Source organism: Leisingera aquaemixtae (genome assembly GCF_001458395.1).
GTDB lineage: Bacteria > Pseudomonadota > Alphaproteobacteria > Rhodobacterales > Rhodobacteraceae > Leisingera > Leisingera aquaemixtae.
Window position 1 is genome coordinate 23,589 of sequence record NZ_CYSR01000033.1, and the last position, 11,286, is coordinate 34,874.

Annotated in this window: 10 protein-coding genes and 1 pseudogene; 6 read left to right on the forward strand and 5 right to left on the reverse strand. The window is 62.2% G+C overall.

Annotation, left to right across the window (positions count from 1 at the left end; all coding sequences use genetic code 11):
* The first annotated feature begins 35 nt into the window (after positions 1-35).
* Positions 36-917, forward strand: coding sequence for a LysR substrate-binding domain-containing protein (locus tag PHA8399_RS19105; protein ID WP_058287700.1), 882 nt, complete (start codon positions 36-38; stop codon positions 915-917).
* Here the strand turns inward: PHA8399_RS19105 and PHA8399_RS19110 are convergent.
* A complete protein-coding gene (locus PHA8399_RS19110) occupies positions 914-1,957 on the reverse strand; it encodes an ABC transporter ATP-binding protein (RefSeq protein WP_058287701.1) in 1,044 nt (347 codons plus the stop codon). The genes PHA8399_RS19105 and PHA8399_RS19110 overlap by 4 nt on opposite strands.
* On the reverse strand, positions 1,954-2,943 hold the full coding sequence (locus PHA8399_RS19115; RefSeq protein ID WP_058287702.1) for an ABC transporter ATP-binding protein: 990 nt from the start codon (positions 2,941-2,943) through the stop codon (positions 1,954-1,956). The genes PHA8399_RS19110 and PHA8399_RS19115 overlap by 4 nt, the downstream gene beginning before the upstream one ends.
* Before the next feature lie 218 nt (positions 2,944-3,161).
* Here PHA8399_RS19115 and PHA8399_RS19120 point away from each other — a divergent pair, with 218 nt between their 5' ends.
* From PHA8399_RS19120 to PHA8399_RS19135, 4 genes are read left to right on the forward strand one after another with little or no spacing between them, the layout of a single operon-like run.
* On the forward strand, positions 3,162-4,817 hold the full coding sequence (locus tag PHA8399_RS19120; protein WP_158509282.1) for an ABC transporter substrate-binding protein: 1,656 nt from the start codon (positions 3,162-3,164) through the stop codon (positions 4,815-4,817).
* An 11-nt stretch (positions 4,818-4,828) separates the two neighbouring features.
* Entirely contained in the window at positions 4,829-5,836 is a 1,008-nt protein-coding gene (locus PHA8399_RS19125) for an ABC transporter permease (protein ID WP_058287704.1), read from the forward strand.
* The gene (locus tag PHA8399_RS19130; protein ID WP_058287705.1) at positions 5,833-6,762 is read left to right on the forward strand and encodes an ABC transporter permease; all 930 of its coding nucleotides are present in this window, start codon (positions 5,833-5,835) and stop codon (positions 6,760-6,762) included. Before PHA8399_RS19125 ends, PHA8399_RS19130 begins: the two co-directional genes overlap by 4 nt.
* A 15-nt stretch (positions 6,763-6,777) precedes the next feature.
* The gene (locus tag PHA8399_RS19135; RefSeq protein ID WP_082649587.1) at positions 6,778-7,890 is read left to right on the forward strand and encodes an agmatine deiminase family protein; all 1,113 of its coding nucleotides are present in this window, start codon (positions 6,778-6,780) and stop codon (positions 7,888-7,890) included.
* A gap of 35 nt (positions 7,891-7,925) precedes the next feature.
* Here the strand turns inward: PHA8399_RS19135 and PHA8399_RS19140 are convergent, their stop codons facing one another.
* Genes PHA8399_RS19140 through PHA8399_RS19150 form a run of 3 tightly spaced genes read right to left on the reverse strand, consistent with a single transcriptional unit; the run spans position 7,926 to position 10,643 of the window.
* On the reverse strand, positions 7,926-8,387 hold the full coding sequence (locus PHA8399_RS19140; protein ID WP_058287706.1) for a GNAT family N-acetyltransferase: 462 nt from the start codon (positions 8,385-8,387) through the stop codon (positions 7,926-7,928).
* Positions 8,384-9,265 carry an N-carbamoylputrescine amidase gene (gene aguB, locus PHA8399_RS19145; protein ID WP_058287707.1) on the reverse strand — a complete coding sequence of 294 codons (882 nt, stop codon included), beginning with the start codon at positions 9,263-9,265 and terminating at the stop codon, positions 8,384-8,386. The genes PHA8399_RS19140 and aguB overlap by 4 nt, the downstream gene beginning before the upstream one ends.
* 4 nt (positions 9,266-9,269) lie before the next feature.
* Positions 9,270-10,643 carry an aminotransferase gene (locus PHA8399_RS19150; protein ID WP_058287708.1) on the reverse strand — a complete coding sequence of 458 codons (1,374 nt, stop codon included), beginning with the start codon at positions 10,641-10,643 and terminating at the stop codon, positions 9,270-9,272.
* Between the two features lie 373 nt (positions 10,644-11,016).
* Between PHA8399_RS19150 and PHA8399_RS19155 the strand changes: the two are divergent.
* Positions 11,017-11,274, forward strand: a pseudogene (locus tag PHA8399_RS19155) (transposase); the annotation flags it as partial.
* Positions 11,275-11,286 lie beyond the last annotated feature (12 nt).

Below are 11,286 nucleotides of genomic sequence, written 5' to 3' on the forward strand. Positions count from 1 at the left end.
ACGCGAAATTTGACGTGAAACGATGAGTATTTCTAATGAATAATCCCTATCGCCCCCTGCCGCCGCTCGGCGCTTTGATCGGGTTCGAGGCGGCGGCCCGGCTCGGCAGTTTCTCGCAGGCGGCGGAAGAGCTGAACATGACGCAATCGGCGGTGTCGCATCAAATCCGGACGCTGGAAACCCATTTGCAGCAGCCGTTGTTTCTACGCATCAACCGGCGGGTGGAGCTGACGGACGCCGGACGCGACCTGCTGATCTCGGCCCAGGACGCGCTGGAGACAGTGCGGCTCGGGGTGCGTCGGCTCGATGCCTATTCCAAGCCCGGATCGGTTGTCATTCACATGCCGCCGGTCTTTGGCGCGCTGTGGTTCGCGCCTAGGCTGGCACAGTTCCGCAGCCGCCATCCCGAGGTGGACCCCTGGCTTTATACCGGCAGCCACAGCGTCGATCTCACCGAGTCCGAATTCGACATCACGCTGACAACGGAAGCGGAGGCGGGGGAAGGATTTGTCACCACCCCCTTCCTGACGAAGGAGCGTGTTGCGCTTGCAAGCCCGGGTCTGGCCGCGGAGTTCCGGGGCCGCCTGCATGATGCGCCGCTGATCCACGACGAACACCCCGATGACTGGCAGAGCTGGTTCCTGGCCGCCGGGGCGGAGCGGGCGGACTGTTCGAAGGGGCTGAATTTTTCCGATACCGCGCTGGCGGTTGATGCCGCCACGCGCGGGCTGGGGATGTGCCTATGCGACAGGAGCCTAGCACAGCCTCTGGTCAGCGAGGGCAAACTGCAGTTGCTGCGCCCGGTTTTCTTGCGCAGCGGCGGTTCATATCACCTTGTGACGCTGGAGCGTAATCTGCAGCGCACCGCGGTCCGGGTGCTGTGGGACTGGATGCTCGCGCAATCCAGAGAAAGCTAGCCGCAGGCCACCGCAGCGGGCTGCATCGGTCTGGCAGCCTCATCCGGGAAAAGGCAGGCCGACTGGCGACCGTCAGGAAGTGTTGCAAGCTTGGGCACTTCGGTCCGGCAGCGGGCCGGGCAACCCTTCTGCTCAAAAAGCCAGCAGCGGGTGCGGAACGGGCAGCCGCTGGGAATGGCGGCATGCGAGGGGACGTCGCCGGACAGCACTATCGGGGCGGCCTGCGCCCGGTTTCTGGCCTTGACTCTCGGTGCCGCCGACATCAGGGCAGCCGTATAAGGATGTGCGGCGGCGGCGGTCATCTCCTTCGCCGGGCCGATTTCGACGATCCGGCCCAGGTACATGACCGCGATGTGCTGGCACAGGTGCCGCACGACCGACAGGTCATGGCTGATGAAGAGCATGGCCATGTTCTGCTTGGCGCGCAGATCGTCCAGCAGGTTCAGGATCTGCGCCTGCACCGAGACATCCAGCGCGCTGACGGGTTCGTCGGCGATGATCACTGGCGGATCGTTGGCAATGGCCCGGGCAATTGCAATGCGCTGCCGCTGGCCGCCGCTGAACTGCTGCGGATAGCGCGCGGCATGGTCCGGGCTCAGCCCGACGCGCCGCAGCAACGCGTCAACGCGATCTCCGAGCTCAGGGCCTGAAGCCGTTTTCTGGATCAGGAACGGTTCGGACAGGATGCGTCCGATGGTCTTTCTGGGATGCAGCGATGAATAGGGGTCCTGGAACACCATCTGCACCTGCCGCGCAAGATTGAGCCGTTCCGGCGAATTGGAAGGGTCAATGTTCTGCCCGTTGACTTGAATGCCGCCAGCCGAGGTTTCGGTGAGCCCGACAATGGCCTTGCCAAGCGTGGTCTTGCCGCTGCCGGACTCGCCGATCAGGCCCAGCACTTCACCATGCCGGATGGTCAGGGAGACATCGCTCAGTGCCTTGAAGGTTGCGGGCTTTTCAAACAGCTTCCGGTTTCCGGATGCGCTGAATTCGACCGACAGGCGATCAATGCGAAGCGCGGGGTTCGGTGTCGGCCTCATGCGGTTTCCTTTGATTGCGTGGCGCGCGCGTGCAGCAGGCAGGCTGCCTTATGCGCAGGCAGCGGCATTGCAACGGGTTGCGGATCTTCCAGGGCACAGTTGTCAAATGCTTCCGGGCAACGATCTCGGAAAGCGCAGCCCGAGGGGCGCTGCCATATTGCGGGCGGGGAGCCGGGAATGGGCGTCAGCCGGGCGCTCTCCCCGTCCATGGACGGATGCGCCCCCAACAGCCCCCGGGTATAGGGATGCTGCGGGTTTTCCAGCACTTCCTGAGTGGGTCCGCGCTCCACATCCCGGCCAGAATAGAGCACGATCACCTCATCGGCCATCCCGGCGACCACGCCCAGGTCGTGAGTGATCAGAACCAGCGCCATGTTCAAATCGCGGGAGAGCTGTTTCAGCAGATGCAGGATCTGCGCCTGAATAGTCAGGTCAAGCGCGGTGGTCGGTTCATCGGCGATCAGCAGCTTGGGTTCAAAGACGATTGCCATGGCGATCATGACGCGTTGGCGCTGACCACCGCTCAGCTGATGAGGATAGCGCTTCATCATGCCTTCGGGGTCCGGCATTCCGACCCTCGCCAGCGCCTCAATTGCCCTGCCCCGGGCGCTGGATTTGGTCAGCCGCCGGTGCGCCTGCAGGCATTCCACAATCTGGTCGCCGATCCGCATCACCGGGTTCAGGCTGCTCATCGGGTCCTGGAAGATCATGGCGATGCCGGTGCCTTGCAGTTTGCGGAACTCCGCGGGCCGCATCTGTGCCAGGTCAGAGCCATCAAACAAGACCCGCCCGGAGACCTGCAACGGCCCGCCTGCCAGCAGCCCCATTATGGCCATGGCCGCAGTGCTTTTCCCGGAGCCGCTTTCGCCGACGATGCCGAGGCATTTGCCGCGCTCAAGGTGCAGCGACAGGTTTTCGACAATCGCCGCAGTCCGGGCGCCTGCGTTGATGCTTACGGTCAGGTCTGTGACGTCCAAGAGTGCCATGGCAGGCGCAACATCCTTTTTGCGTGGGCTTTCCTGGTGCGAACTGACGGAAAGCCTGGGGCGTTGCAGATCACTATAGCCCACCGCCCGGGAAACGCTGTGCCCCTTAGGTGGTATCGACAGGAACCGCGGTAATTTGGGAGTTTGGAGGCAAGGAAATGATGAGCGGCTCCCTGACGGCCGAGGCGCAGATTTCCTGGGAACATAGGGAGCTGAACATGACCCATCCGCGAAAACGCCCGAATACTCCGCAATTTCATCTGCCGCGCCGGTCCTTCCTGGCGGGCAGCTGCGCCTTTGCCGCGATGGCGGCGGCGCCCGGTCAGGCGGTTTGGGCGGCGGGCAGCGTCACGCCTCCCAGCCTGGGTGCGCGCGATCCCAAAACCCTGGTGGTTCTGGTGGATGCAACGGTCGAAAACCTCGATCCGGCCACCAATATCGAATGGGCCTACGGTTTGCGCCCGGTCTATGAGACACTGACCGTGCTGGACGGCAGCCACACGCTGAAGGCGGCGCCAGCACTGGCCACTTCTTGGGAGGCCAGCGAAGACGCAAGCAGTTGGACTTTCACACTGGCGGAAGGAGTGGTGTTCCATGACGGCACCCCCTGCGATGCCAAGGCGGTGAAACAGGCGGTCACGCGCCTGGTGCTGCACCCCGCCGGGCTGGCCGGGACCTGGCAGTTGGAAGACCCGGAAAGCCAGATTGTTGTGGTGGACGCAAAAACCATCCGCTTTGACCTGGGTGAGCCGCGCCCGATCTTCGACCGCCAGGTGGCCTCGCAATACGGTTTCTGGATTGCCAGTCCGGCGGCAGCAGAGGCGCATTCCAAGGGCGACGACGACATGGGTTCCGAATTTCTGCAGGCCAATCCGGTGGGCACTGGGCCTTACACGCTGGAAAGCCTGAATCCGGGCCAGGATGCCACCTTTGCCGCCAATGCCGCCTTCCGGGGCGGCTGGGACCATCCGCATTTCAGCCGGGTGATCACCAAGACCATTCCCGTCTCCGCCACCCGCCGCCAGCTGCTGGAAACCGGCGAAGCCGACATGACCCTGGCGATGGAGCCGGAGGATATGGTGGTTTTGCGCGATGACCCGCGGTTTGCCTTGGCCGATACGCCGACCTTCACTGTGCAATACGTGGCCTTTGCCACAGACGGGAAACTGGCCGACCCGCGCGCGCGCCAGGCGCTCTGCCACGCTTTTGACCATGACACCTATATCGAGGAAGTGGCGCTTGGCACCGCGGACAAGCCCGCCTCGGTCTTCCCCTCGCTGATGCAGGGCATGGACGGCAAGGACCGGCTGCTGGCCTATGATCTGGACAGGGCCCGCGCCCTGCTGGCCGAGGCTGGGATACCCGAAGGCACTGAGCTGACGATGGCCTATTACTCCGGCTTTGGCGACATTGAAGGCCAGTTGCTGCAGGCCTGGCTGTCGGAGATCGGGATCAGCCTCAAACTCCAGGAAATGTCCTTTTCCGCCTATCTTGACGTGTTCTTTGGCGAAGGCACGGCCGAGGAGCGCCCCGATCTGTTCTATTTCTCCTGGTGGCCCAACGTGGATCATCCCTACAGCTTTGCCTGGGGGCTGTTCAGCGGCGATGCGGCCACCTTTGACGGCAATACCGGGCGCTATGCCAACGCCGAGGCAACCGCGCTGATCGACGAGCTGCGCAACCAGGTGATGAATGAGGAAATGACGGCCAAGTTCCGGCGCCTTGCCGAAATCCTGACGAACGAAGACCCGGCCTGGCTGCCAATCCTGCAGGAGCGCGCCCAGTTCGTGTCGCGCAACGACATTGCGGGGCTGGAGAGCAACCCGGTCTATGTGGCGACGCTTGATATGTACAACCTGTCGCGCAAGTCCTGAGGGCTGTGTGAATGCTGCGCTTCGTTCTCAGACGCACTGCTGCCACCCTGGTGCTGCTGGCCGGTGTCGTGTTGATGACCTTTGCGCTCGCCCGGCTGCTGCCGGGCGATCCCGCGCGCCTGATCGCCGGTGCCCGTGCCGATGCTGAGGCAGTGGCCGCGGTGCGGGAACGGCTTGGCCTGGATGATCCGGTCATCACGCAATTCACGGCCTATGCGGGCAATGTGCTGCAGGGTGATTTCGGGCGCTCGGTCGTTACCCGGCGGCCTATCTCAGAAGACATCCTGACTTTTTTCCCTGCAACGCTGGAACTGGTCCTTGTTGCGGGTCTGATCTCCCTGCTGCTGGGGGTAATACTGGGCACCCTGGCGGCGGTCAAAAGCGGCCGGCCCGCGGATGCAGGCGTGCGCAGCGTCGCAGTTCTGGGCCTGTCGGTGCCCGATTTCTGGATCGCGCTGGTGTTCCAGCTGATCTTTTTCGCCACCTTGGGGCTGGTGCCATTCGGCGGACGGCTTGGCACAGGGATTGCAGCACCCGATTTTGTGACAGGATTCATGACCGTCGACAGCCTGATTGCCGGCCGGTTCGACCTGTTCACAGATGCGCTGCACCATATGATCCTGCCGGTTGCAGTGCTAGCGATCCCGTCGATGGCGATCACCATCAGGGTGGTGCGGACCTCGCTGCTGGAGGTTCTGTCGCAGGATTTCATCCGCACCGCGCGCTCCAAGGGGATCTCGCCGGCGCGGGTGTACTTCAAACATGCGCTTGGCAATGCGCTGCTGCCCATCGTCACCATCTTCGGGCTGAACACCGGCCTGCTGATTTCCGGCGCGGTGTTCATCGAGCTAATCTTCAACTGGCCGGGGCTCGGCCGCTACACGGCAAACGCCATCTCGGCCTCCGACTACAACGCCATCATGGCCATCACCCTTGTGGTGTCGGTGGCCTATACGCTGATCAACTTCCTTGTTGATCTGAGCTATTCCTTCCTCGACCCGCGGGTGGATCTGACATGAGCGCCGAAACCTCTTTGCCCCCGTCCCGTGCCCGCCTGTCAATAACCCTTGGCCGCATCGTCCGCCCGGTTGCCAGATTTGCCGGTTCTTCCGGCCAGGCTGTTCTGGCGGTGGCAATTGTCACCTTGGTTGTGGTGATCTCGCTTCTTGCCTTCGGTGCCTGCGTGATGGACACGCATATCACCGCCCTTGATCCGCTCAAGATGAACATCCGGGCGCGGCTTGAACCGCCGTCGGCAGAGCATTGGATGGGCACCGACAAGATCGGGCGGGACATGCTGGCGCGGGTGGTGGCCGGTTCGTGGATCTCGCTGTCGGTGTCATTCGCTGTTCTGGCCGTCGCCGCCGTCATCGGCACCAGTTTCGGACTGATTGCGGGTTATGCAGGCGGGCTTGCGGATGAAATCCTGATGCGCGTCACGGACCTGTTCCTGGCTTTCCCGGCGCTGATCCTGGCGGCTGCGATTGCGGCCAGCTTTGGCGGCGGGATGGTCTCGACAACGATTGCCTTGGCTGCCGTGTTCTGGCCCTGGTACGCCCGGCTGATCCGCAGCCGCATCCTGTCGCTGAAAGAACAGGAGTTCATTGCTGCCACCCGCTGCATGGGCGCCTCGCACCTGCGGCTGATCTTCTCCGACCTGCTGCCGATGGTCTGGCCGCTGGTGATCGTCCAGGCCACCACCGACGTCGGTTTTGTGATCCTGGCCGCATCCGGGCTGTCGTTCCTGGGGCTCGGCGCGCAGCCGCCGACACCGGAATGGGGCGCGATGATCTTTGACAGCCTCACCCACCAGCCGGCGTCCTGGTGGCTGGCAGTCTTTCCCGGCGGGGCAATTGCCTTCGTCGCGATCGGTTTCAACCTGCTGGGCGACAGCCTGCGCGACCATCTCGATCCGTCGCTCGGCGCTTCCGAAGCCGGCATCTGAACAAGGAAGAACTCTATGAACCGCCGAAATTTTCTTGCTGCCGGCGCGGCAGCGCTTTCTGGAGTGCTGGCTGCAAAGCCCGCCGCCGCCGCCCGCCCGGTCGATTACACAAAGACCGGTGCCACCGTCTTTTCAGGCACCCCGGCGGCGGATGGTTTTGCCTTCCCTGCCGAATGGACGCGGCACGAGCGCACCCTGATGCAGTTTCCGCCGCCGCAGAACTGGTATCCGAACCAGCTGAATGCCGCGCGCAAGGAATGGGCCGATGTTGCCAATACCGTGGCGGAGTATGAACCCGTCACCATGGCAGTGCGGCGGCGCGACATGGCCGCGGCAAAGAAGTTGCTGTCTTCAGAAATCACCCTGATCGAAATGCCGCTGAATGATGCCTGGTCGCGCGACAGCGGGCCGATGATTGTGCAGAACGCGCAAGGTGCGCGCCGGATTGCAGGCTTCACCTTCAACGGTTGGGGCCGCAAATTTCCGCCCTACAAACACGACACACTGGCCAAGGGCAGGTTTGCAGCGCATCTGGGGCTGCCGATGTACACATCGGAGCTGGTGCTGGAGGGCGGCGCCGTGGCCGTGGACGGCCAAGGCACGCTTCTGACCACCGAGGAGTGCCTGCTGCACACGAACCGGAATCCCGGCTGGAGCAATGCCCAGGTGGAAGCAGAATTGAAGGCCGGTCTGGGGGTGCAGAAGGTGATCTGGCTGCCCCGCGGCCTCACCCCGGACCCGATCACCGACGGGCATGTGGATGGCATGGCAGCATTTGCCGGACCAGGCACCGTGCTGCTGCACACAGCCGATGACCGCTCCGATCCCAACTACCGGATCACCCAGGATGCCAAGCGCATCCTGCAGCAGGCAACGGACGCCCGCGGGCGGCGCTTTGAGGTCATTGAAATCCCCCTGACCAGCTATGACGTCGTCCACATGAATTTCTACATCTGCAACGGCGCTGTCATCGTGCCGGTGTCGGGCCGGAAGGGCGAGGATGACCGGCCCCTCGCCATCCTGCGCGAAGCCTTTCCAGGCCGCCGGGTGATGGGCGTTTCCGGCCGCATGATCGGCGGCGGCGGCGGCGGGGTGCATTGCATCACCCAGCAGGTGCCCGCGGTCTGAATAAAGAACAAGGGACCAGTTGCTTGGCCCCTTGTTCAGTTGGGGGAGAGGGATTTGTCGTATTTCACGAAGGGTGTGAGCGCGGCAACCTGATCATAAAGCCTGCGGGCAGTGTGATTGAACTCCTGCGTGTGCCAATAGAGAACAGAGACCCCTTCTGCCTCCGCCCGCTTTGCCACTTCGCCGATCAAAGCCCGCCCAACACCGGCACCGCGCGCCTGCGGATCGACAAACAGGTCCTGAAGGTAACAGGTATCCTCGACTGACCACATATCGCGGTGCAGCAAATAGTGGCCGATACCAATGGCTTCGCCATTCAGCTCTGCAATCAGGCCGCGGTATTCCCGCGCGTCTGCCGAAAGCAGCCTTGCAAAGCTGTTGTCGTAGACGCGCGCCGGCAGCGTGGCCTTGTAGAATGTGAGGTAGCCGGTCCACAGCCGGTCCCAGCTTTCACGGTCGCTTTGTTCAATCAGCCGGATCGTCATCAAGTTTGTCATCGCATCGTTCCTGTCTTGCCGTCCAAGGTGCGCAGCGCCCCGTACATATGCGGCCTGCGGTCCCGGAACACGCCCCAGGCGCTGCGGTAACGTGCTGCAGCGTCCAGATCGACAGATGCAGTGATGAAGGTTTCTTCCGTGCGGTTGGCCTCTGCCAGAATCTCTCCGGTGCAGCCTGAGATGAAAGAGGTGCCGTAAAAGACACCGGCCGTGTTGCCGTCCTGTTCCATGCCCACCCGGTTGGACGCCACCACCGGGATCATGTTGGCGGCGGCGTGGCCCTGCATAGTGCGCCGCCAGTGACAGCTGCTGTCCAGTTCCGGGCTCTTCGGCTCGGTGCCGATGGCGGTTGGGAACAGCAGCATCTCAGCCCCTTGCAGTGCCAGGCAGCGGGCGGTTTCCGGGAACCACTGGTCCCAGCAGATGCCGCAGCCGATCCGGCCAAAGCAGGTTTCTACCACCTGGAAACCGCTGTCGCCCGGCGAGAAATAGAACTTCTCCTCATACCCCGGCGCCTGCGGGATATGGGTTTTGCGGTAATTGGCCAGAATGGTGCCGTCGGCGTCAGCAATGGCCAGCGAGTTGTAGCGCGCCAGCCCCGCCTCCTCGTAATAGGAGATTGGCAGCACCACGCCGAGTTTCCGGGCCAGCGACGCGAAATGCTGCACTACCTGGCTTTGCTCCAGTGGGCGGGCGAGCGGGAAGTGGTCTGTTGACTGTTCGAGACAAAAATAGGGGGTTTCGAATAGCTCCTGTAGCAGAATGACCTGGGCTCCGGCCTCGGCGGCACCGGCTACCAGTGCTTCGGCCTTGGCAATGTTTTCGTCGATGTCCCAGCTGCAGGTCATCTGGGTTGCGGCAAGCGTTATCTGTCGCATGAGTTCACTCCTGACTGGCAATGAAGTCTTGGATTGAGCCGGCAACGGCCCCAATCAGTTCATCGCATTGGTCCTTGCTGATGATCAGCGGCGGCGACAGGATGATCCGGTCGCCCACCGGGCGCACAATGACGCCGCGTTCGACACAGCTTTTGAAAACCGTGCTGGCCGCCTGTTCCGACAGCTCGATCGGGGCCTTGCTGGCCTTGTCGGCAACCAAGTCTATACCCAGCATCAGATGGCTGCCGCGCACATCGCCGACAATTGGCAGGTTGAGCAAGGACTGGGCGCTTTCCTGAAGATAAGGGCCGACAGCTCGCACATGATCCAGCATACCTTCGCGTTCGATAATCTCGATATTCTTCAGCGCCGCGGCGCAGGCCACGGGATGGCCGAAATAGGTGAGCCCCATCGAAAACACGCCGCCTTCACATTGCGGCCTGGAGATGGTTTTATAGATTTCATCCGAAATCAGCGTTGCCCCCAGCGGAATATAGCCAGAGGTCAGCCCCTTGGCACAGACCAGGATGTCCGGCGTGTAGCCGTAGAGCGTTTCCGACGCAAACCATTCTCCCAGTCGGCCAAAGCCGGTGACCACCTCGTCGGCGATATAGAGCATGCCGTGCGCCTTGCAGACCTCATACATGCGCTTGTGGTAGCCCTCAGGGGCTACCAGCACGCCGCCGGCCCCCATGATCGGTTCGGCGATGAAGGCGGCCACGTTATCGGGGCCAAGCTGCTGAATTCGCGTCTCGAATTCGCGCACAAGGTAATCGCAGTATTCCGCTTCGCTCCAGCCTTCCGGCTTGACATAAAGGTTGGCCTCCGAGACGTGGCTGATGAACTCCTCGCCGATCCGGTCGAACCCGTATTTGGTGCCATGAATACCGGTGAGCGAGGCCGCCACATAAGTTGCGCCGTGGTAGCCGTTCTGCCGCGAGATGATCTTTTTCTTCCGGTGCTGGCCCTTCATGTCAAAAAAATAATGCACCAGCCGCACCGCGGCATCATTGGCGGTGGAGCCGCCGCAGGTGTAATAGACGCGGTTCAGCCCCCTCGGCGCCAGTTCCGCAAGCTTGGCGCCCAATTGGGCAGCGGGCACATTGGTGCTATGGCCGAACGGGTTGTAATACTGCATGTCCATCACCTGTTTGGCGATGGTTTCGGCCATTTCTTCGCGTCCATGGCCGATGTTCACGCACCAGAGCCCGGCAATGCCGTCCAGCAGTTGTTTGCCCTCGGCGTCGATGACATGCACGCCTTCGGCGCGCCCGATCACATGGCTGCCCTCGTCGGCAAAAGTGGCGAAATCCGTGTAAGGGTGCAAAAGGTGGGCGCGGTCTTGCGCCCATGCTGTCTGCGTGCCGGGGGCGGTCATCGGAGCTCTCCTGAAAGTGGCGGGGACTTTTTTGGTCCGCCCCAGCTTCTCCCAGACCGCCTTGCGGTCACAGTCCCCCGCAGTGGGTATTGGCACATCCGGTTGCCTGCGAAAGGTCGTGACCATCCATGTTGGCAAGTCAGTCGGCCATGACGGCTCCTGATCTCTCGCACGGTACTTTTCTTCCAGAGTGTTAGCCTTCGAAAGCATTGGGAGTTAAATCCGTCATTGCAGCTTGTCAACAAAGGTACCTGTTTGGTACAAACCGAAGCCTCTCCGCCTCCACGGAAGGAAAGAAATAGTCGGTGACCTGCCCCCCGCAAAATCCCTCACCATGAAGTAGAGTCTGTCCAACCTATGTAGGAGCAGACGAATGCGTAAGAGCCGTTTCACCGAGGCGCAAATCATCGGGATGATCAAAGAGCAGGAAGCCGGGATGCCGACGGCGGAGGTGTGCCGCCGGCACGGCCTGAGCCCGGCAACCTTTTACAAGCTGAAGTCCAAGTATGGCGGCATGGAGGTATCGGAGGCCGCGCGGCTGAAGGCGCTGGAAGATGAGAATGCCAAGCTGAAGCGGCTGCTGGCAGACACGATGCTCGACAACGTGGTTTTGAAAGACCTGCTGGGAAAAAGCTGACGACAC

What these genes read in the sequence shown, in the direction of transcription:
- PHA8399_RS19105 (WP_058287700.1), top strand. Translation starts at nt 36, where the DNA reads ATGAATAATCCCTATCGCCCCCTGCCGCCGCTCGGCGCTTTGATCGGG.
- PHA8399_RS19110 (WP_058287701.1), bottom strand. Translation starts at nt 1,957, where the DNA reads ATGAGGCCGACACCGAACCCCGCGCTTCGCATTGATCGCCTGTCGGTC.
- PHA8399_RS19115 (WP_058287702.1), bottom strand. Translation starts at nt 2,943, where the DNA reads ATGGCACTCTTGGACGTCACAGACCTGACCGTAAGCATCAACGCAGGC.
- PHA8399_RS19120 (WP_158509282.1), top strand. Translation starts at nt 3,162, where the DNA reads ATGACCCATCCGCGAAAACGCCCGAATACTCCGCAATTTCATCTGCCG.
- PHA8399_RS19125 (WP_058287704.1), top strand. Translation starts at nt 4,829, where the DNA reads ATGCTGCGCTTCGTTCTCAGACGCACTGCTGCCACCCTGGTGCTGCTG.
- PHA8399_RS19130 (WP_058287705.1), top strand. Translation starts at nt 5,833, where the DNA reads ATGAGCGCCGAAACCTCTTTGCCCCCGTCCCGTGCCCGCCTGTCAATA.
- PHA8399_RS19135 (WP_082649587.1), top strand. Translation starts at nt 6,778, where the DNA reads ATGAACCGCCGAAATTTTCTTGCTGCCGGCGCGGCAGCGCTTTCTGGA.
- PHA8399_RS19140 (WP_058287706.1), bottom strand. Translation starts at nt 8,387, where the DNA reads ATGACAAACTTGATGACGATCCGGCTGATTGAACAAAGCGACCGTGAA.
- aguB (WP_058287707.1), bottom strand. Translation starts at nt 9,265, where the DNA reads ATGCGACAGATAACGCTTGCCGCAACCCAGATGACCTGCAGCTGGGAC.
- PHA8399_RS19150 (WP_058287708.1), bottom strand. Translation starts at nt 10,643, where the DNA reads ATGACCGCCCCCGGCACGCAGACAGCATGGGCGCAAGACCGCGCCCAC.